General features: G+C 43.8%; 17 protein-coding genes and 1 pseudogene. 16 read left to right on the forward strand and 2 right to left on the reverse strand.

All coding sequences use genetic code 11. The features are described 5' to 3' along the window. The first annotated feature begins 19 nt into the window (after positions 1-19). Entirely contained in the window at positions 20-886 is an 867-nt protein-coding gene (locus NST85_RS05800) for a DUF6612 family protein (RefSeq protein ID WP_341188798.1), read from the forward strand. Between the two features lie 1,547 nt (positions 887-2,433). On the opposite strand, the gene NST85_RS05805 is transcribed toward NST85_RS05800, so the two are convergent. Further along, entirely contained in the window at positions 2,434-2,949 is a 516-nt protein-coding gene (locus NST85_RS05805; RefSeq protein WP_341188799.1) for a hypothetical protein, read from the reverse strand. 166 nt (positions 2,950-3,115) lie between these two features. Here NST85_RS05805 and NST85_RS05810 point away from each other — a divergent pair, with 166 nt between their 5' ends. The 10 genes and pseudogenes from NST85_RS05810 (at position 3,116) to NST85_RS05855 (ending at position 11,865) form a co-directional block, all read left to right on the forward strand. Then, positions 3,116-3,748 (forward strand): SGNH/GDSL hydrolase family protein, encoded by a 633-nt coding sequence (locus tag NST85_RS05810; RefSeq protein WP_341188800.1) that lies wholly within the window; start codon positions 3,116-3,118, stop codon positions 3,746-3,748. A 134-nt stretch (positions 3,749-3,882) separates the two neighbouring features. Further along, complete coding sequence (locus NST85_RS05815; protein WP_341188801.1) at positions 3,883-4,878, forward strand: Gfo/Idh/MocA family protein; 996 nt, start codon at positions 3,883-3,885, stop codon at positions 4,876-4,878. Positions 4,879-4,972: 94 nt separating this feature from the next. After that, positions 4,973-5,968 (forward strand): annotated as a pseudogene (locus NST85_RS05820) (Gfo/Idh/MocA family protein). 44 nt (positions 5,969-6,012) lie between these two features. Then, positions 6,013-6,507, forward strand: a complete 495-nt coding sequence (locus tag NST85_RS05825) for a hypothetical protein (protein WP_341188802.1) — start codon at positions 6,013-6,015, stop codon at positions 6,505-6,507. Positions 6,508-6,668: 161 nt separating this feature from the next. Then, on the forward strand, positions 6,669-7,832 hold the full coding sequence (locus NST85_RS05830) for an SEC-C metal-binding domain-containing protein (RefSeq protein ID WP_341188803.1): 1,164 nt from the start codon (positions 6,669-6,671) through the stop codon (positions 7,830-7,832). Between the two features lie 281 nt (positions 7,833-8,113). Beyond that, positions 8,114-8,602, forward strand: a complete 489-nt coding sequence (locus NST85_RS05835; protein ID WP_341188804.1) for a zinc ribbon domain-containing protein — start codon at positions 8,114-8,116, stop codon at positions 8,600-8,602. Between the two features lie 240 nt (positions 8,603-8,842). Continuing rightward, positions 8,843-9,538, forward strand: coding sequence for an N-acetylmannosamine-6-phosphate 2-epimerase (locus tag NST85_RS05840; protein WP_341188805.1), 696 nt, complete (start codon positions 8,843-8,845; stop codon positions 9,536-9,538). 46 nt (positions 9,539-9,584) lie between these two features. Next, complete coding sequence (locus tag NST85_RS05845) at positions 9,585-10,460, forward strand: ROK family protein (protein WP_341188806.1); 876 nt, start codon at positions 9,585-9,587, stop codon at positions 10,458-10,460. 31 nt (positions 10,461-10,491) lie between these two features. After that, positions 10,492-11,346: a MurR/RpiR family transcriptional regulator gene (locus NST85_RS05850; RefSeq protein ID WP_341188807.1), complete on the forward strand. Its 855-nt coding sequence runs from the start codon at positions 10,492-10,494 to the stop codon at positions 11,344-11,346. Positions 11,347-11,394: 48 nt separating this feature from the next. Then, the gene (locus tag NST85_RS05855) at positions 11,395-11,865 is read left to right on the forward strand and encodes a YhcH/YjgK/YiaL family protein (protein ID WP_341188808.1); all 471 of its coding nucleotides are present in this window, start codon (positions 11,395-11,397) and stop codon (positions 11,863-11,865) included. Between the two features lie 176 nt (positions 11,866-12,041). On the opposite strand, the gene NST85_RS05860 is transcribed toward NST85_RS05855, so the two are convergent. Continuing rightward, positions 12,042-13,034, reverse strand: a complete 993-nt coding sequence (locus NST85_RS05860; protein ID WP_341188809.1) for an ABC transporter substrate-binding protein — start codon at positions 13,032-13,034, stop codon at positions 12,042-12,044. 363 nt (positions 13,035-13,397) lie between these two features. Between NST85_RS05860 and NST85_RS05865 the strand changes: the two genes are divergently transcribed. The 5 genes from NST85_RS05865 to NST85_RS05885 all read left to right on the forward strand — a co-directional run bounded on the left by NST85_RS05865 (position 13,398) and on the right by NST85_RS05885 (position 20,572). Further along, positions 13,398-14,462 carry a FecCD family ABC transporter permease gene (locus NST85_RS05865; protein ID WP_341188810.1) on the forward strand — a complete coding sequence of 355 codons (1,065 nt, stop codon included), beginning with the start codon at positions 13,398-13,400 and terminating at the stop codon, positions 14,460-14,462. Next, positions 14,463-15,497: a FecCD family ABC transporter permease gene (locus NST85_RS05870; RefSeq protein WP_341188811.1), complete on the forward strand. Its 1,035-nt coding sequence runs from the start codon at positions 14,463-14,465 to the stop codon at positions 15,495-15,497. 43 nt (positions 15,498-15,540) lie between these two features. After that, the gene (locus NST85_RS05875) at positions 15,541-16,383 is read left to right on the forward strand and encodes an ABC transporter ATP-binding protein (RefSeq protein ID WP_127193761.1); all 843 of its coding nucleotides are present in this window, start codon (positions 15,541-15,543) and stop codon (positions 16,381-16,383) included. Between the two features lie 45 nt (positions 16,384-16,428). Then, positions 16,429-18,420 (forward strand): AraC family transcriptional regulator, encoded by a 1,992-nt coding sequence (locus tag NST85_RS05880; RefSeq protein WP_127193760.1) that lies wholly within the window; start codon positions 16,429-16,431, stop codon positions 18,418-18,420. A gap of 184 nt (positions 18,421-18,604) precedes the next feature. Then, entirely contained in the window at positions 18,605-20,572 is a 1,968-nt protein-coding gene (locus NST85_RS05885; protein ID WP_127193759.1) for an AraC family transcriptional regulator, read from the forward strand. Positions 20,573-20,821 lie beyond the last annotated feature (249 nt).

A 20,821-nucleotide genomic window follows, 5' to 3' on the forward strand; every position in this document is an offset into this window, starting at 1 on the left:
GAATCTAGGGGGCAATCAATTGAATAAATGGACAGCAGGATTATTGGCAGTAGTTTTGATGCTGGGAATTACAGCATGTGGGAAAGAGAAAGAAGAGGATGGTAATGCAGCTAACGTGGGCAATGCTAATCAAGGAAATAAAGTAGAAGCAACAACGGATTCGGATGCAACACCTACACTCGAAGAATTGCTTACGAAATCTGCAGAAGCATCGAAGGCGATGAAGAGTTTCACGATGGAAGCAAGTATAGATCAGGACATCACAGTGACCCAAGGGGAACAGAAGCAAGAACAAAATGTTAAAATGACGATCACAAGTGATATGATCACAGATCCTCTACAAATATTCCAAGAGATTAAGATGAACGTGGCGGGTCAAGGCGAAACAGAAATGAAGCAGTATATTTCAAAAGAGGGTGTTTACTCCAACGTGGATGGTACTTGGTCTAAGCAACCCGATGATAGCGTGGAAAAATTACTCGCGAGTATGGAAGATTCATCCAATCCGGATAAGCAATTATCGCAATTTAAAAAGATCTCTAAAGATACAAAAATAACGGTCGAAGGCGATGAATACGTCTTAACCGCAGATGTATCAGGAGATTCTGTGAAAGAGCTAGCTAAGGAATTAATGAGTCAATCCGGAGGCAGTAACGAACAAACCGTTGCCATGATGGAGCAAATGAACATTAAGAACATTAAAATGACTTCGGTTGTAAATAAAAAAACCTTTCTACCTACTAGAGCAGACATCAATATGACCATGGAGATGGAACAAGACGGCGCAGGCATTTCATTGGAAATGGCGATGAAGACCTCATTCTCCAAGTACAACGAAATTAATGAAATCAAAGTACCACAAGAGGCGCTAGATAGCGCTAAATAAGATACTAATTAGCATAGGGGTTGTCTCTCATGAAGTAGATCATATCTACTTGAGGGGCAGCCCCTATATTTATGGCTATTGCCCATGAATGGAATAAAGGGTAAACACAGTATAGAAGACAGTATAGAACACACCGAGTGCAACGATCACAAGAAATACATTACTTGAATCTTTACTTCTTTGGTTGGCCATGAAGTATCACTCCTCTTATTAACCCTCGTCATAAATGTGAACATTCTGTGACATATCTAATTATTGAACATTCTGTGTCTAAATTCAAACATTTATTCGAGATTGATTTCGAGCTGATTCATGCCAAATTGGGATGTATAGGCTTCAATACCTGATCTATAGCGGTTTTACGTTAAATGGAGGGGGAATTGACCTGGAATTTCTCTATGGAAAAAAAGTTTGGAAAGTTGAAAAAATGGCTCAAAATGCAAATTAGTCGCTTGACCATCAATCGAAAAGGAACTCAGCTCAGCTCGCTGTAAAGGAACTCGATTCGTTGTAAAGGAACTCAGCTCGCTGTAATAGATATCGAATCGCTGTAACGGAACTCAGCGACCTTATTTGCGTTTTTTTCCACTGTTCTGGATTGTAACGGAACCAGGGGACGTTATTTCATCCTAAATCATGCATTTGAGCATCATTTGTATGACATAAGGTCTTTCAGTTCCGTTAGAATTTTTTATGATCTTCAAAACTCAAAATAAAGGCTACCAGTTCCGTTAGATTGTGTCTGACTTAATACGTCAAATACTGATCATGAGTTTGACCCTAAAACAAACAGAACAAAGAGCATGAAACAGAATACAACGTACGGAATGCGACGCACAGAACACAACACACATAACGCACATAGCACACAACACAACATACATAACGCACATAACACACAACACACATAACGTACACAGAACACAGAACACATAACGCACAACACACAACGCACACAACGCAAAAAAACTCAAAGAACACGCAGTCGGAATGTAAGTCAATCCGGGACTGGTTATTCTTTGAGGTTTCGTTATTTAGTATATGTTAGTTCTAAATGTGATGGAGCGTCCACTTAATTAACAAGAAACAGTGTGTAGAAGGAAAAATTAACAGAAAAAAATAGCAGGAAACAAATTAACAGGAAATCCTCCAGCTAATGTAACTTAGATATCTTCCGTGGTAGATTATCTGGAATTTCTCCAGCTAATTCAGGCTTTGAAGCAACAACAACGACAAAGTGGTATAAATAACTGGGGTTTTTCCAGGTAAGTGGTGAAATTGCAGTTTTTACTGAGATTTAGCTGGAGGTTTTCCAGTTAAATTCACATTTAGCATCATATCGTCAAAGAGTCAGGCTGCGATCACCACACTCCGTGCATCACGACCTCAGTACACCACCGAGCGTCACTCTCTAACCATCACGACCTCAGTATAAAATCGAACATCACGTTACCATCACAGCGATCTTATCATCCTGATCTCTTCATCACAATCGCATTCTCTCAATCCCATCATCCCAGTCGTGAGTGACTTCGGTGCAAAATAAGCTAAGCCTTCTGAGGTGCGAAGCCCTCTTCTTCAAGGTACTCGCCGGCTTCTTGGCGGGTTTCAAATACCATTTCCAGGCTCAGGCCGGAATAGATATACCATAGGTCATCTTCACATTTGAGGGTAAGTAATTCTCCGTTGGCATTACTCCATATGCCTCCCGGTGAATCGCTTCTAGGGATAGGAATTTGTTTGTTATTGCTGTTGGGAACATGGGCAGTCTCATGTGCATCCTCTCGTGGCATGAGCGATTGAATGGACTGTTCTACAATCTTGCGTAGTTCGTCCGCTGAAAAGTCGCGGATATTGACAAGTCCCTTCTCATCGACGGGATATCCTTGGATTAGTCCAGCATATACATAACCGTTGCCATTTGGGTGAAGGTGGTAGACGACAGTCTTCTTATCGTATGCGCTATCCTCATAGTGGAAGTTTACTCGTCCTAGAGAGACATCTTTACGTTCAAGCTCAGGGAAAGATTGTAAAATTTCAAGTTTTTGTTCAAAAGTAAGCATATTCATCCTCCGTAATACGGTTTCATTTACGTCTGTGATTATAACATAACTAAGGTGTGAACATCCTTCGTGTCGGATATGTTATTTTCGCCAAGTGGGTTATGAATTATAATGACAAAGTAACAAACATTTGTATTTGAAAACATACGACTACTGGAGGAATCAAATGATGTTATTGAAGGACAATGATGTTGTACTATTTCAAGGTGACAGTATTACTGATGCTGGACGTACTTATGATGATGGAGCATCACTTGGGCTGGGTTATCCCCTATTAATTGCTTCAAAACTAGGACATTTGTTCCCAGAGAAAAATCTTACGTTTCTAAACCGGGGGATCAGCGGCAATAGAGTGGTCGATTTGCAAGGACGCTGGAATGAAGATTGTCTAGATTTGAAACCGACTTGGGTGTCGATATACATTGGTATTAATGATACATGGCGTAGATACGACGGGGGCGGGGAAACAACACCAGAACAATTTGAGGCTTCCTATCGTGATATTATTGTTAGAACAAAAGAGACGTTGAATGCTAATCTGATTCTTATTGAGCCTTTCGTACTACCGGTGCCAGAAGATCGGAAAGGGTGGCGTGAGGATTTGGATCCTAAAATCACGGTTGTTAGAGAGCTTGCGCGTGAATTTGGTGCGATCTACATACCACTTGATGGACCTTTTGCAGCGGCATCGGCTCAGGTTGAACCTGCTTACTGGGCGGCGGACGGAGTACATCCTTCTCCAGCTGGACACGGGCTGATCGCTGACGCTTGGATCAGAGCTGTGGGAGCTACTCGTTAATGGCTTGACGCATACAATCATATAATGGAATTGTAATGCTAGCTCGATATCAGTTTACCAACTGATGTCGGGCTATTTTCATATATTGGGTACATTATTAATAGAGTAGATGATTGCTATTAAGGAGGTAGAGTATGAGTAACCAGAGCTCGAGAAAGGTTAAATGGGGCATTATGGGAACGGGGGTCATTGCCGAACAGTTTGTAGCTGATCTGGTCCACACGACAAATGGAGAGGCTTATGCGGTTGGTTCGCGAAGGGAGGGGAGGGCCGAGGAATTTGCCGAGAAATTTAATCTTCCCTGTGCTTATGGAAGCTACGAGGATTTAGTCCATGATCCAGAGGTGGATGTCATATATATTGCAACCCCACATCCTTTTCACCAAGAGAATGCGATGAATAGTCTTCGTGCAGGGAAAGCCGTGCTGTGTGAGAAACCTTTTACTGTTAATAGTAACGAACTTGAGTCATTGATTTCAACGGCGAGAGAACAACGGTTATTTCTTATGGAAGCTATGTGGATGCGTTTCTTACCTCCGATAGTTAGGGTTAGACAATGGCTAGAAGAAGGTAGAATCGGGGAAGTGAGGTTGGTGAAAGCTGAGTTTGGAATTATGAGCGATTGGGATCCGGAAGGTAGGTTACTAAATCCCGATCTTGCGGGAGGTGCATTATTGGATGTGGGGATTTATCCTGTATCCTTTGCTTCTATGATTTTTGGTTCGTCCCCCGAAGAGATATGGAGTACCGCGCACATCGGGACAACGGGGGTGGACGAGCAATTTTCACTGATACTATCGTATGGTTCACGGAGGTCAGCTGCTCTGCATGGTGCAGTCCGTCTTAATTTTAAGAATGAGACATACATTTATGGAACGAAAGGGTATATATATCTTCCTACCCTGCATAATGCCGCATCAGCTACGCTTTATGTGGATGGTGAAGAAGCGGAGACTTTCAGTGATGATCGGGCGGGCAAAGGATACTCCTATGAGGCAGAAGAGGTTGGGAGCTGCATTCTTGCTGGGCTTATGGAAAGCCCTATGATGCCTTGGGATGAATCGCTTGGAGTTATGAGATTGCTTGACGAGGTAAGAGAGCAATGGAAGTTGCAGTATCCTTTTGAATAGGATAAAACAAGATAGTCATTGGGAATACAAATTGGTAAAATAAACAATAATGTGATTTGCGTGGAATATATCTGACTTGTTGAGGTGAATTCGTATGAATGAAGAAGCTGTAAGAGAGATTAAGTGGGGAATTATGGGCACAGGCTGGATCGCTGAACAATTTGTTCAGGATTTGGTTCATGTTAGTAATGGACAAGGGTTGGCAGTGGGATCGCGTAGTCAGGAGAGTGCAGATCGCTTTGCAGCTAAGTTCAACATTCCACGTGCTTATGCTACCTACGAAGAATTGGTGAATGATCCTGAGATTGATGCCATATATGTAGCAACTCCACATCCTTTACATCGTGAGAATGTGTTGCTGGCCTTACGGGCAGGCAAAGCCGTATTGTGTGAGAAACCGTTCACTGTAAACAGTGGCGAGCTTGCGGAAATAATTACTTTTGCTAAGCAAAGCGGGCTATTCCTGATGGAGGCTATGTGGACTCGTTTCCTAGCTCCAATTATCCAAGTAAGAACTTGGCTAGCTGAGGGCCGCATTGGTGAAGTGAAGCTGGTGAAAGCCGATGCCGGATTTCGTAGTGATTGAAACCCGCAGGGAAGATTGCTGAATCCTGATCTAGGGGGAGGCGCGCTACTGGATATCGGTATTTATCCGGTGTCATTTGCTGCCATGATATTGGGTGCAAATCCTGAAAAAATATTCAGCACGGCGCATATTGGAGAGACAGGTGTAGATGAGCAGTTCTCCTTGATCCTGGATTACGGAAACGGCAAAGTGGCCTCGTTAAATGGAGCAGTTCGCCTTCATATTTCAAATGAGGCTTATATCTACGGAACAGAAGGCTTTATTCACATTCCATCATTCCTAAATGCAACAACAGCAACCTTGCATGTGGATGGGCAAGAACCAGAGATTTATACGGATGCGCGTGATGCTATTGGGTATGCTTTTGAAGCGGAAGAGGTTGGACGCTGTCTCCTTGCAGGTGTCACCGAGAGCCCTGTCATTCCACTTAGTGAATCGCTGAGCATATTACAGCTGCTAGATGAGGTGCGAGGACAATGGGGACTACGTTATCCATTTGAGTAAACCGGCATATTATAGTTGGTTTGGGACCTAAGGAGGGGACAGCGGTGGAATTGTATTTCAAAGACAATTTCCTCAATGCGGGAATCGGCGATATTATGAACGAAACTGGTGGGAAGATCGGTAGTTTGGATTTGAAAGGAGCTTTTGGTTCGTCTCTGGATGTCTATGATGTAGGAGGGGCCAAGCTGTTTGCTGGTAAATTCAACTGGGGAAAGTGGGAAGTGACGGCGGCAGATGGACGATCCGTAGGTATGCTGCGGGCGCGGCTGAGCTTCTTCTCCAAGCGATTCACGTATGATGCTGTTGGCAGCGGAATGTTCGAGATTACTTCGCCAGCACTATCCAAGGACTACAATATTGAGCGAAGTAGCGGCGGGACTGTGGCGACTTTTGCTCGAACGAATAACTGGATGATGCCAGGGGCTTATTGTTTAAATACTCTGACTAACGATTTGGATATTTATGAACTTGTAGCTGTCGTGATGGGCGTCAATGCCATTCGTAAACGGCAGCAATCCAGTTCTAATTCCGGTGCATAGAATAGAGGAAAATCAAGGTCGCATTCGATAAGGATGCGGCTGTTTTGTGACCCCAAAAGCAGGCATTTCGAAAATATTGTATAATAGAGAGAAATGTGCGGTTCTGCAAGTCCCGTAGGGCTTAGGCTGCACAGCAATAATTCGGAAGAGGTGTACCATTTTTGGAGAATCAAGATTTGCTGCTTGAACAGAAGAATATTCAACATGCTATTATAGGTGATGTGATTACCGACTTGTCGGAAATCCTTCACAACCTTTCAAAAGCGAGACTATCATCGTTGGCGTCAGCACATAAATTGCCTGGACGCTCAAAGATGAAGAAGGATGAACTTGCTACCGCTTTGCTGGGTGTAATTTCAGATCCTACCAACCTAGAGTCCATTTTAGCAAAGACAGAATCCAAGGAGTGGGAGCTATTCGAGTCACTTCTGCAATCACCAATTCAGCAGAATAACTTAGCTATATATGCACACTACTACTTCTTAATGGAGCATGGGCTGGTATTTACTTATTTTGCAGAGGGCAAGCTGTATTTGGTTATTCCTGATCAGATCGTTGCTGCTTATGCTCAAATAGATCAGTCTGAATTTAAGAAGGTTCATGAGAGATTCCTGAGCGTCTATAACTATACTTTGGCGCTGACTAACCTGTATGGAGTCTTTAAACCAGCACAACTCGTGAAAATGTACAACGCACACAATGACAACTCGCTCAGCGAGGAAGAACTAATGTCATATATTGAGTTCTTCTTAAATAGAGAACAGAAATTCGTCCTCAAGGATGAGTATATTGTGGATAGTAGTCTTTTAATTGAAGAGTCTGATTATAAAGAGTTATTGAAGCATATCAAGAATAAACCTCACTATATTCCAGTTAAGAACGAGCTGATCAAATATGCGGATGACAGTTATTTCGAAATGACTCCACAACTTAAGGCGTTATCTAATTTTCTAGCCAAAGATTTCGTTCGTGATTCAGAGACACTGGAATATCTAATCGATGACATTCAGCTAGCATGTTCTGCAGAATCGACCTTACAAGAAATTGTGTATGAATTTGAGAGAAGAGATATTCAATTTCACAATAAGGAACAAGTCCAAAGAGTGATGTCGCTGATCGCAGATGTATATAACCATACAAGAATATGGTCCAACTGTGGACATACACCAACGGAGATGGGTAAATTGCCTGGTAATTTCCGCTCAGGACCTATGGCGACTCCGTTCCGTATTCCTAACCAACCTGTTACCGTGAACAAGATCGGCAGAAACGATCCTTGTACTTGCGGCAGTGGCAAGAAATACAAAAAATGTTGCGGTAAATAGATTCGGTATTTGTAATAGAAGGTAAGTTCCTATATAAGGAGCTTGCCTTTTTTTGCATGTAATTCACATTCATTCATATTGTAATTATATTGGAACTATTTAACATGTGAAGTGACCACGTTGTGAACAAACGTACATAACACAACTTACTCGGATGGGGATATTGACAGCCTAGGGAGGGGAGGAGATACTATTTTTATACACACGGATCTGAAGGTATCGGCAATTGTTAAAGTAATCGATAGGAACATGTAATTCAATAATTTAAGGATGTGATCCATTTGGCTTTCTTTGATAAATTAGGTGAGAAAATTTCAAGTACAAGTAAAGATGTGGCCAAGAAGACGAAAGACCTGACCGAGATCGCTAAGATCAACATGCAGATCAATAGTGAGGAAGATAAGATAAAGAGCAAATATCTTGAGATTGGCAAATTGTATTATCAGTTGTTTCAAAATACGCCGGCGGAACCGTTCGCAGACCTCTGTAATGAGCTAACGGCCTCGATTAACCATATCGAATCATCTAAACGGCAGATTTTGAGTATTAAGGGCGTGGAGATCTGCGCAAATTGTGGAGCGGAAATCCCGTTAGATACTTCATTCTGCGGCTCCTGTGGAGCTAAAGTACAAGAAGAAGAAGAACCACCTCAAGTTGTATTACTCGAAGTAGTAGAAATCCCCGAAAAGCATTGTTCCCATTGCGAAAGCGTATTAGCACCAGATGTTGCGTTCTGTGGCAGTTGTGGGGAAAAGGTGGAACAAGAGTAAACGTAACTTACCAAGACTATGTAGTTAAAAAAAACAAGAAGTAACTCACGAGGTATTGGTGGGTTGCTTCTTTTTTTGTTTATTTGCTTCATTCAGGTATGTTTGTTACCCTAGAGGAATGATGGTGAAAATAATTTTCGCTTTTATAAAAAAAGAGAAAATAATTTACAATACTCAAAATCCATGTTACCTTATTTTTGCAAGGGCACTTACAAAACTATAAGTATGGAGTTGTTACTGATGAATACAGAGAAAAATGCTCTGAATAAGATCAAAAGTAAACTGGTTGTTTCCTGCCAAGCTTTACCCGAGGAGCCATTGCATAGCTCATTTATTATGGGTAAAATGGCTTATGCCGCTTACTTAGGCGGAGCTTCCGGAATTCGTGCAAACAGTGTTGAAGATATTAAAGAGATTAAGAAACAAGTTGATCTACCCATCATTGGTATTATCAAGAAGGTATATGAAGGCTCAGAGGTGTTTATCACACCAACGATGGAGGAAGTAGATGAGCTATGCCGTGAAGGTGTAGATATCATTGCAATGGATGCGACGGACCGAGTAAGACCAGATGGTTCTACCATTTCCGAACTCTTCCCCAAGCTAAGAGAAAAGTATAAAGATCAGCTATTTATGGCAGATTGCTCAACGTATGAGGAAGGCCTCATGGCTGCTGAACTTGGTTTCGATTGCGTAGGAACTACATTAAGCGGATATACAGCATCAACCAAAGGCAGAGCTTTACCGGATTTTGATTTCGTAGAGAAACTCGTGAATACGCTAACTGTACCAGTTATATCTGAAGGAGGGATCTCGACTCCTGAAGAATTGAAGAGAATGTATGACCTAGGAGTACACGCTGCAGTTGTTGGATCAGCTATTACCAGACCGATGGAGATCACTCAAAGATTCATGAAGTCCGTTACTGCTACATAACCTCAATAGCTCTTATCTCCCATACATAGGAAGGACAGATGACGGTATGAAGATTCTAGCCGCGGATATTGGCGGAACCAACACCAAGATATGCATTTGTGATGAGCAAGGGAACATCGATCAGTTCAAAGAATATGCAACCGAGAGCCAACAGGGTGGCCCACATGTTATCGAGCGATTGCTGGGCAAAATGGCAGAATATGATGATTTTGACGTCATCGCCATCAGTACGGCAGGACAAGTTCATTCCGAAGAAGGTTTTATTGTCTTTGCTAACGAGAATATACCTAATTACACGGGAATGAGAGTTAGGGATATCGTCGCTAGTAGATTTAATAAACCTGTTAAGATGGAGAATGATGTGAATGCAGCTGCGTTAGGTGAGGCCTATTTTGGCGCAGCCAAGCATTTTAATGACTTCTTATGTCTAACTTATGGTACGGGAATTGGAGGAGCCATTGTCATCGATCGCCAGATATACAAGGGAGTTAATGGAGTGGCGGCTGAGTTTGGCCATATCTTGACCCATCCATTACCTGCAGCATCTGGTGGGGGAAGATTACCTTATTATGAAACGTACGCCTCCACAACGGCGCTGGTGAATATGGCCAAACAGGTCGATCCAGTATGTATTGATGGCAAGGTTTTGTTTGATAAAATAAGCCAAGGAGACGAAAAGCTTCAACATATATTGCAGGTATGGGTTGACGAAGTCGCTGCTGGCTTGGCTTCGATCATTCATATTTATAATCCAGCCGTTATTATTATAGGAGGCGGCGTCATGGAGCAAGAAGCCTTGGTAGGCCGGGTAGAAGCAAGAACAAAGTCTTTGATTATGGATAGCTTTGGTGATGTGAAGATTATGAAGGCTTCCTTGGGGAATAAAGCAGGCCTATTAGGGGCTGCATCGTTATTTCTATGATAAATCTGTTATGAAGAAAGGGGGGAGATATTTGCGCACAATCAGTATCTTTTCGACCATTCATTCTAAATATAATAACTTGACGAATACGGAGAAGAAAGTAGCGGACTATGTCCTAGAGAATGCCAAGAGTGTAGTGTACATGTCGATTACAGACCTCGCGGATATATGTGATGTAGGTGAATCGAGCATATTCCGATTCTGTAAATCCTTAAGCTATAAAGGCTATCAGGAGTTCAAGATTGCACTGGCCCATACTATTACGGTGGAGAATGAAATACCACAGCTCACAGACCATATTCTGATGGATGATACGATCGAACAAGTATCTTCCAAGGTATTATCAACAAATATTAGTGCATTGAACGAGACTTATAACTTATTAGACTTACAACTTATGGATAAGGCTATAGACTACCTAATTAGAGCAGAGAGAATCATTTTCTACGGTGTTGGCTCTTCATTAATAACGGCGTTGGAAGCAAAGATTAAGTTTATGCGGATTACGAACAAAACGGAATGTTCCATGGATTCACATCTTCAGATGATGTCGGCGGCGTTGATGACCAAGCGGGATGTGGCGGTTATCATTTCATATTCTGGTTCAACCAAAGATTCTATAGCAATTGCACGGAAAGCGAAGGAACGTGGGGCAACCGTCATCTCCATTACTAGATTCGTGAAGTCCCCTTTAACTTCGTATTCAGACCTCACCTTGCTATGCGGCGCCAACGAAGGCCCGCTCCAGGGTGGTTCACTGTCTGCGAAGATTTCTCAGCTCTATTTACTAGATGTATTATATGTGGAATACTTCAAGAGAACCAAAGAAGAATCCATTACGAATAAGGAAAGCACAGCTACAGCGGTGACCGAGAAACTGCTGTAGTTGACCGTTTGGACAACCTTAATAAGTTAGATGCGAGGGGATTACAATATGATTCTAAGTTCATTATCATCTTGGGAACACGACAGAAAAGTTGAGCACCCCATTATCGTAGAGGCCATCGAAGAATTGCAGAATATCATTAAGGATCATCCCGCTCCAGGTCGCGTGGAGATCCGCGGCAATGAGATGTACGCTATCGTGATGGAGCTAGATGCTAAATCGCTCGATGAGCAGGTTGCAGAGAATCATGAATCATATATTGATGTCCAATACCTGATCGAAGGTGAAGAAATATATGGGTGGTCACCGCTGCGTGAAGGGATCGAACCCACTAAACCCTATGATAGCGAAGGGGACATTACCTTCTATAACCCGCAAAATGATGAAATATTGCTACCACTGAAACCAGGAATGTTCGTCGTCTTTTTCCCTCATGATATTCACCGACCTTGCATGGGAACGAAATCAACGAAGATTAAGAAGGTTGTTATCAAGATTCACATTAGTTTGTTCAAATAAATAAGCAAAATCCCCTGACAACGAACATCAGGGGATTTTTTGTGTCTTCTCGGAACTTAGATTTAGTATTTTGGCAAAAAAGTAAAATCTCAGGTTGTAAGGGTGGTTACTGATTTACCCTTATATATGGGAGCGATCAAACGGATGCCTTCCAACTCCGTTCATGAGTTCCTTCACTACTCTCCAGAAATCCATGCTGCAAGTTCCTCTGTTTGGGAGAGTACAGCAATCGGATCGTAGTACCAGGACCGTTCTTCCTTCCACACATACAGATGATCGTTCTTAACTGCATCCAATGTATTCCAAATCGGATCTTGTTTGAAATCTTCGAGCGTTCGTGTGTTGGAGGTCAATATAATATAATCACCAGCGTAGTCTGCTAACACTTCTAGTGAGATCTCCTTATACTGTTTTTCCATGATCTCAGCGGCACTGCTAGAGGGAGGTGTGCGTCCAAGAGCCTGATATACAGGTTGACCGCCCCGACCAAAGTTGTCTCCATAGACATACACCGATTTGTCATTATCCTCAAAGATAGTAAAGGTTGCATCCGGGGGAATTGCCTTATCTACCTTGGCTTTGGCCTGGGCAACTCGCTCATCGTAATCCGCCAGCCATGCCTTAGCTTCTGCTTCTCGGCCAAGTAGTTCGCCGAAATAGTTCAATTCTTCATGCGCATTTTTCAACTGGCCATATGGAACAGAAATGGTTGGAGCAGCTTTACTCAGTAGATTGTATTTGGTTTCATCATTTTCCGATGTAATGATCAGATCGGGCTGTAAATCGATAATCTTCTCAATGGAGCTGTTGCCGTAGGCACCAATATCCTCAATCCCTGCCAGCGCTTCGGCAAAATAGAGATTCTTCAAATGCAACCCCGGTGTGCCGATAGGGATAACATCCAGTGCAATCAAAGCGCCCAAATAGTCATCCGTTACAATTCGCTGCGGTCTGGTAGGTATTTCAACGTCACCATGTATGGTGGTTACTTTTTTTGTTGCTGCGCTGACGTCTGTGGGTTCCGGTGATTCTGCAGGTGCTTCCGTAGTAGTTGGTAACGCCGACGAGTTCTGTTTCTCCGCTGAATTATTTCCGCAGGCTGCTAGAACCAGCACGAATAAGAGTAATACAATCCCCCAATATGGAGTCTTCATATTCCGTTGTTTCATTGTGTATAATTCCTCTCTTTCAACATGGAATGAAATAATGATGTGTTGCATTTTCTCTTCAAGCATGGGCAGCATGAAGAAGCGTTAAGGCAGGCACGTATACATGCTGGACCGTAGCAAGTATTTAGGAGGTATCCGAATGCATCTTATTCTATTGACATTGATAATCATTGTCAATAGAATGAAGGAAGAAATATCTAGTAGCGTATTAAGGGAGGGCAGTGAGAGAGAACTGTCTTGTTTTTTAGCGTAAACAATAAAGAATGATGCCAAATCATGATTTCCTGAATGGTCGTACCGACCATTTTGGTAGAGTTGAATAAATACATATCTATGACTCTGGACAATGCAAAGGTGGAACATATGAATCAACTACTAGAACCCGTTAATCAGAAGAACAAACAATTACCGGCACCCACTGCGAAGTTCCGTAGCCGTCCATGGGTGGCAACATTAATCCTAACAGGTGGACTGGTCGCGATGATGTTTGGTATAGGTTTATCCGTTTCGTTCGGTGCAGCGGATATTGGATTTCACGTCGTGTGGGAGGCGGTATTTAACTTTAATCCTGAACTCACAGAGCATCAGATTATTCAGGAGTTGCGTCTTCCGCGAGTACTTGGGGGTGCAATGGTTGGTGCTTCCTTTGCCGTGGCAGGGGCAATTATGCAGGGAATGACCCGGAATCCACTCGCAGACTCCGGCCTGCTTGGTCTGAATGCTGGGGCAGGACTTATGCTAGCGATTTGCTTTGCCTTTTTTCCTGGATTGCCGTTTATGTACCTAATTTTGTATTCGTTCTTGGGTGCAGGTCTCGGCGTGGGCTTAGTATACGGGCTGGGTTCGCTAGGTAAAGGCGGACTATCACCCGTTCGATTGGTTCTGGCGGGTGCGGCGCTAAGTGCACTACTTGGTGCGCTTAGTGAAGGCATCGCGCTGTACTTCGAAGTCGGTCAGGACCTTGCATTCTGGTATGCTGGCGGTGTAGCAGGGATGAAGTGGTTCCAACTGAAAATTATGTTTCCTTGGATTACTGTGGCGATCGCAGGAGCAATTGCCTTATCCCGCTCGATTACGATGCTTAGTCTAGGGGAAGATATAGCCCGCGGACTCGGACAGCGAACACATTTGGTCAAGCTGGCAGGTGCGGTCATTGTTCTCATCCTGGCTGGCGCAGCGGTATCCGTTGTTGGTGCCGTCGGCTTTATCGGACTCATTATTCCGCATCTGACACGAAAGCTGGTTGGTGTAGATTACCGCTGGATTATTCCTTGCTCGGCGGTGCTGGGAAGCCTACTTGTCATATTTGCCGATCTAGGGGCAAGGATGATCAATCCGCCCTATGAAACACCACTTGGTGCGGTCGTTGCCCTCATCGGCGTGCCTTTCTTTCTGTATCTGGCACGCAAGGAAAGGAGGGAACTATAAATGGATAATGTACCCTTTATGATGAACGATAAAAAGAAGAGAAATCGAGGCATTCTCATGTTGTCCGTGCTGGGTGCCCTTGTCGTCATTGTCTTTATAATTAGTATGAACACAGGTTACATCCGGCTTTCCCCTGTGGATGTTATACGTACGTTGTTTGGCCTGGGGACTACTAAGCAAAGTCTGATTCTATTTGAATTCCGCTTGCCACGGATTGTAATCTCTGTGCTGATTGGCGCAGGGCTGGCCGTATCTGGCTGCATCATGCAGGGGGTATCGCGAAATGCCTTGGCAGATCCCGGAATTCTCGGGATTAATGCTGGTGCGGGATTAATGGTGATGCTATTTATCTCGTTCTATCCAACAACCGCGGCCGCTCCAGTCTTCCTGCTCCCGGTGCTAGCTCTGGTAGGGGCAGGTCTGACTGCAACGCTCATCTATTCACTCGCATACAAGCGCCATCAAGGCTTATCGCCGACACGTCTACTATTGACAGGTATTGCGGTTGCGGCGGGTATGAGTGCAGCGATGATCGTGCTGACCTTGAAGTTAAGCCCGGAGAAATACCAGTTTGTCGCGACATGGATGGCGGGTAGCATATGGGGAATGAACTGGAAGTTTGTACTCTCGTTGCTGCCATGGATTGTCATATTACTACCTTATGTGTTTTATAAGGCACAGGTCATGAATGTGCTAAATCTCGGAGAACAAACGGCGACCGGACTCGGAGCGCGGGTGTCTCGGGAGCAATTGAAGCTGTTGGCGGCTGCGGTCGCATTAGCTGCTTCCTCGGTCGCAGTAAGTGGCGGTATCGGATTCGTTGGTTTGATCGGCCCGCATCTGGCGCGGCGTCTGGTCGGGCCAAAGCATCAATTGCTACTGCCGACCTCGGCACTGGTGGGTTCGCTGCTCGTCATTACGGCGGATACGCTTGGTCGCTGGGTCCTACAACCTTCGGAAATTCCGACGGGGATTGTAGTAGCCGTTATTGGAGCGCCGTATTTCTTATACCTACTGACCAAGACCCGAGTGTAAGTGACCAAAGATTAACATAAATAAGAAGACTGGGGTGAGGAGCATGAAGGTAATGAATGAACGCCTACATACGACTGAATTGAATATTGGGTATGGAGATACGGCAATTGTTAATGATCTGAATTTGACCGTTCCAACAGGTCAAATAACCGCACTTGTTGGAGCCAATGGTTCGGGAAAGTCGACGATTCTCAAAACGATGGCTCGGCTCATGAAGCCCAAATCTGGCGGAGTATTGCTCGACGGTCAGTCGATCCATTCGCAATCGACGAAGCAAGTCGCCAAGCAACTGGCGATCTTGCCGCAGAATCCGACAGCCCCCGATGGGCTGACGGTATCTGAGCTAGTTGCTTATGGACGTTTCCCGCATCAAAAGGGATTTGGAACGATGACGTCGGAAGATAAATCGATCATTCAGTGGTCCATAGAAGTCACAGGGATGACTGATTTTTATGATCGGCCCGTGGATCAACTTTCTGGGGGACAGCGCCAAAGAGCCTGGATTGCCATGGCTTTGGCCCAGCAAACGGAGATTTTGTTCCTAGACGAACCGACAACCTTCCTAGATATGGCGCATCAACTTGAAGTGCTGCATCTACTTCATAAATTGAACAAAGAAGAAGGACGCACCATCATCATGGTGGTTCACGACCTAAATCACGCTTCCCGTTATGCCCATCATATCGTTGCGATCAAATCGGGGACTGTGATCAGCGAAGGCACGCCTCAACAGGTAATGACCAAGGACGTGTTACGGAAAGTGTTTGGAATCGAAGCCGATATCGTGCCTGATCCGCGCACGGGCGTACCTCTCTGTTTGCCTTATCAACTGTCTACTGTGGAGAGTACAAATAAGGTGTATGGTGAAACCGCAAACGTCATTTGATCTTGGGAATATGGGATTTCCTTTGTCAGAAGGAGTAAGAATGTTATGAATGTACACGAGCATATTTTGTTATGGAACCAAGCCTTCATCAAGATAATAGACATACGTCATACGACCATGGTACAGAAAGAACAATTGCGAAACTATCGATTTCCAGCTAGTACTTTCTTGTACACGGTACGGGGGAGCGCACAAGTGTGGCTGGATCACAACGTACACCTTGTGAAGCGTTTCGATATTCTCCATGGTGGTAAGGGATTATGTCTTGATATTGCGGCGGAGGAAGAATTCGAGTTCTATATGATTTTGTATAAAGCGACTCTTTCTTTACCCTACCGTCAGGAGACTTCACCCTTCATGAAGGGATCTACTCCATTCCAATATCAATATGCTTTTACACCGAGTTATCCGCTGTCTCTCTTTACTATAGTGGAACAGATGAGCAACGAGTGGCAGCGATCAAATGATTTAGAAAAACTGCATGTCAAAACGTTGTTCTATCAATTTGTGTACGAGCTTTCGCAACAATTGCATGCCCAAGGGATCGAGCCGATTAAGCCTGACCTTGTAGCGCAGGCGATCCGCTATATTGATGAAAATTACTACCAACCTATTACACTGGATTCCCTAGCGCAAAATTGGGGTTGTAGTGCTGGTTACTTGTCTAAGTTGTTTAAAGAAAAGATGAACACTAGTCCCATTCATTATCTGGGTGAGGTGCGGGTTGATAAGGCGATCAAGTTGCTGCTGCAGACGGATGCTACTTTGCAGGAGATAGCGGAGAATGTGGGATATCTCGATGGGCATACGTTAAGTCGCAGCTTCAAGAGGTATAAGGGAGTGTCCCCCGCACGGTTCAAAACCGAATGGAAGAATAGGAACCAAGGTGAAGATTTGCCCTTATTTAGACGAAAATTTGCTATTCTCCCGAAAAAGTTTGAGCGGTATATTGGTAATGAGATTGAAAATCATTATCAATATAAAGGGGAAGTGGATTTAAATATGTACAGAAATATGAGGATAAGCGCAATGACAGTGTTCTTGTGTCTGTCATTATTGTTAGGGGCATGTTCAAGTGCGTCGAATACAAGTGGAGGATCGCAAACGCCTACTAATAATAACGTAGAAACGCAAGCGAATTCCGGCAATTCTAATGTGGGACAGGATGTGTCGTCACAAGCAAAGACGCGAATTGTATCTACTATAAAGGGTGATGTGGAAATCCCGGCAGAGCCGCAACGGGTAGCATCAGATCAGTATATGGGACAGTTATTGAAGCTGGGAATTATTCCAGTAGGTGTGCGAGAAGGTATGCTGAAAGAAGCATGGATTGAGAAGGCTGGCATTTCCCCAGATATTCTGGCAAATATCGAAGACCTAGGCTCATTTCCGATGAATGCAGAGAAATTAATAGAATTGGAACCTGATTTGATCATAGGGTCAATAGAGAAAAATATTGAACAATATGAAAAAATCGGGACAACGGTATTCGTGCCATACTGGGAAGGCCTATCTACAGCAGGTCCGATAGAGAAGTTCAGAAGAATCAGTGAAATTTTCGGTAAGCAGCAGGTAGCAGAGACGTGGATCACGGAATATGAACAGAAGGTTGCTGATGCTAGGCAAGAAATTGCAGGCATCATCAAAGAGGGAGAAACGGTTTCCGTAGTTCAGATCGGGTCGAAAGCACTGTTTGTATTATCCGCGACGGGTGGGAATTATGGTAGTGCAACGATCTATCAAATGTTGCAGTTACCACCTACAGAACAAGCATTAAATATGAAAGAGGGATTTGAGAATATATCTCTAGAGGTGCTCCCTGAGTATCTAGGGGATCATGTATTTGTATATGTGAACTCTAAGGAAGATGCGACTGAGATCTTCAAGAGTGCGATATGGAAGGCTGCTCCAGCGGTTGCAAAAGGTCAGGTCTATATGTACGGAGAATTCGATGATGAATTTGTCATGGAAGATCCGTACTCCATGGAGCTACAACTTGAGACTATCGTTAAGGTTCTAAAAGACAATCAGAAGTAGCCTTATCCTAATTAAGCATAGTAAAGCGGACACGATTAGTCACGACCTTCTAGGGGGAGAGTGGCTGGTCGTGTCTTTTTTATGTATATTAGTATTGATAATGATAACTATTATCAATTATGATTAGATGAAGATACTATCGATTGCAGATATCCTGCGATTACTGAGGAGTTGAACATACATAATGCGGTTAAGTGAGCAGCTTATCCTATGGAACCACGCATTCATTAATATTATTGATATTCGCAATATAACAATGGAGCTGGATGAGGAGCTTCGATCGTACCGGCTACCAGCTAATATTTTCTTGTACACGGTACGCGGAAGCGCTCATTTACAATTGGATGGACAACGTCATGAAGCGAATCGATTTCTTATCCTGTATGGTAGCAAGGGCTGCTGCTTGAGCATATACCCGACTGAAGAAGCATTTGAGTATTACATCATCTATTACAAAGCGAGAATCCTACCACCTCTCCGCCAGGAAATAATGTCCATGATGGAACGAAACAATCCGTTTCATATTCAGTATGGCTTTGTACCGGATCATCCTACTTCATTACTGCACAAGGTGGAGCTCATGAATAAGGAATGGCAGGAGAGGGGGGAGCTGGAGCGGTTTCATGTGAAGACGCTGTTCTATCAATTTGTATACGAATTGCTATTGCAAATTCATAACCGTCATATAACTACAACCAAAGTTGACATAGTAGCGCAGGCCAAACATTACTTGCAAGAGCGTTATGCTGAGCCGGTCACGATGGATCTACTAGCAGAGCTACTAGATAGTAGCCCGCGGCATTTATCAAGACTGTTCAAACGCCAAACCGGAAGCAGTCCCATTGATTATGTGATCCAAATTCGGATGGATAAAGCTAAGGAACTACTGCTTACAACCGATGCCACCCTGCAGAAAATTGCCGAGACCATCGGCTATCCGGACAGCTATTATTTCGCGAAAATGTTTAAAAAACATGTGGGAGTAGCACCGATCCGTTATCGATCGGGGAATATAAGGCCGGATGCACGTCCTCATATACCATCGTCTGTGGCTCGATATGACATTGCTCAGGAGAAGGTGAGCCGTTATATTGGTAATGGTTATGATAATCATTATCAATTAAACGAGAGGGGAAACATACCTATGAACCACAGCAACAAGTCACCATTGGGCGTAGCTTTAATGCTCTGTCTCACGCTACTACTTAGTGCTTGCTCTACCGGCACAGCAAGCAATGCTTCTATAAACGGAGGTACGCAGGTATCTGGCGAGGCCTCTACTTCAGCTAATTCCAGTGTAAACCAGGCAGTAGAGGCAGAGCCGCAGACTAAGACGGTATCTACCGTCAAAGGAGATGTCGAAGTGCCGGTTAACCCGCAGCGGGTTGTTGTCCTGTATTTGCTGGGCGATGTACTGGCACTTGGCGTGAAGCCTGTTGGTTCCTCTAGTGCTTACGAAGGGGCGGCCTTTGAGAAGGAGCTAGTTGGAACTAGCGACTTGGGCACATGGTTCGAACCTAGTCCTGAGGCGGTGCTTGCGCTTGATCCGGATGTCATCATTGTTCCTTCTGAGGAAACCTATCAAATGCTCTATCAAATTGCACCAACGGTCTATATTCCCTATGAGAAGATGTCAGTAGATGAACGTCTGAAGCAGATTGGGGAAGTGCTCGGCAAGGAAGGCGAATCACAGACGCTGCTGGACAACTTCTATGCTAAGGTGGAGCAGAGCAAGCAGAAGTTGAAGGCAGCTGGCATTCTGGATAAAAGGGTAAGCATTATGGAAGGCGGCAAAGGCGAAATGAGTGTAATTTCCAGTAAGCAATATGGTCGCGGCTCACAGGTAATCTATGAATACCTGGGGCTGAAAGGACCTGAGCTTATACAGCAGGAGATTGAAACCTCTGATAGTGGGGGCGTTCATAACCTATCCTTTGAGGTATTACCCAAATACGCTGGTGATTATATTTTCCGTTCTTCGTATGAAGGAATGGTGGATTTATCAGATAACGCTATATGGAATAGCATTCCGGCTGTGAAGGAAGGGCGACTCATCGAATTAAGCTTTGGATTATCGTATTATAATGACATTATTTCATTGGATAAGCAGCTTGACTTTATTGTGGATAGTTTGCTAGCAACGGTAAAGTAAGCGAGTCAAATATACACACAATTCAATGATGATATTGCGGGAAAATGGTCAAAGAGAGCTGTCTCCAAAGTGTTCGCTGACTTTGGCGGATGGCTTTTTTTGATGTCTGAACGCAGAAATGAAGATTTGCCATATAAAAAATTCAAAAAATCCATTGTCACAGTTGGATAGGTCATTTATACTTTAAGCTTAATGAAAATGATAATCAATATCATCAAGCTAATTACTGAAGTACAAGTGACATCAGGG

This window comes from Paenibacillus sp. FSL K6-2524 (genome assembly GCF_038005525.1).
In the GTDB taxonomy this organism is placed as follows: domain Bacteria; phylum Bacillota; class Bacilli; order Paenibacillales; family Paenibacillaceae; genus Fontibacillus; species Fontibacillus anaericanus.

Bases quoted from the DNA above. Each gene is read 5' to 3' on its own strand.
- NST85_RS05805 (WP_341188799.1), bottom strand. From the start codon at position 2,949: ATGCTTACTTTTGAACAAAAACTTGAAATTTTACAATCTTTCCCTGAG.
- NST85_RS05810 (WP_341188800.1), top strand. From the start codon at position 3,116: ATGATGTTATTGAAGGACAATGATGTTGTACTATTTCAAGGTGACAGT.
- NST85_RS05815 (WP_341188801.1), top strand. From the start codon at position 3,883: ATGAGTAACCAGAGCTCGAGAAAGGTTAAATGGGGCATTATGGGAACG.
- NST85_RS05840 (WP_341188805.1), top strand. From the start codon at position 8,843: ATGAATACAGAGAAAAATGCTCTGAATAAGATCAAAAGTAAACTGGTT.
- NST85_RS05845 (WP_341188806.1), top strand. From the start codon at position 9,585: ATGAAGATTCTAGCCGCGGATATTGGCGGAACCAACACCAAGATATGC.
- NST85_RS05855 (WP_341188808.1), top strand. From the start codon at position 11,395: ATGATTCTAAGTTCATTATCATCTTGGGAACACGACAGAAAAGTTGAG.
- NST85_RS05860 (WP_341188809.1), bottom strand. From the start codon at position 13,034: ATGAAACAACGGAATATGAAGACTCCATATTGGGGGATTGTATTACTC.
- NST85_RS05865 (WP_341188810.1), top strand. From the start codon at position 13,398: ATGAATCAACTACTAGAACCCGTTAATCAGAAGAACAAACAATTACCG.
- NST85_RS05870 (WP_341188811.1), top strand. From the start codon at position 14,463: ATGGATAATGTACCCTTTATGATGAACGATAAAAAGAAGAGAAATCGA.
- NST85_RS05875 (WP_127193761.1), top strand. From the start codon at position 15,541: ATGAAGGTAATGAATGAACGCCTACATACGACTGAATTGAATATTGGG.
- NST85_RS05880 (WP_127193760.1), top strand. From the start codon at position 16,429: ATGAATGTACACGAGCATATTTTGTTATGGAACCAAGCCTTCATCAAG.
- NST85_RS05885 (WP_127193759.1), top strand. From the start codon at position 18,605: ATGCGGTTAAGTGAGCAGCTTATCCTATGGAACCACGCATTCATTAAT.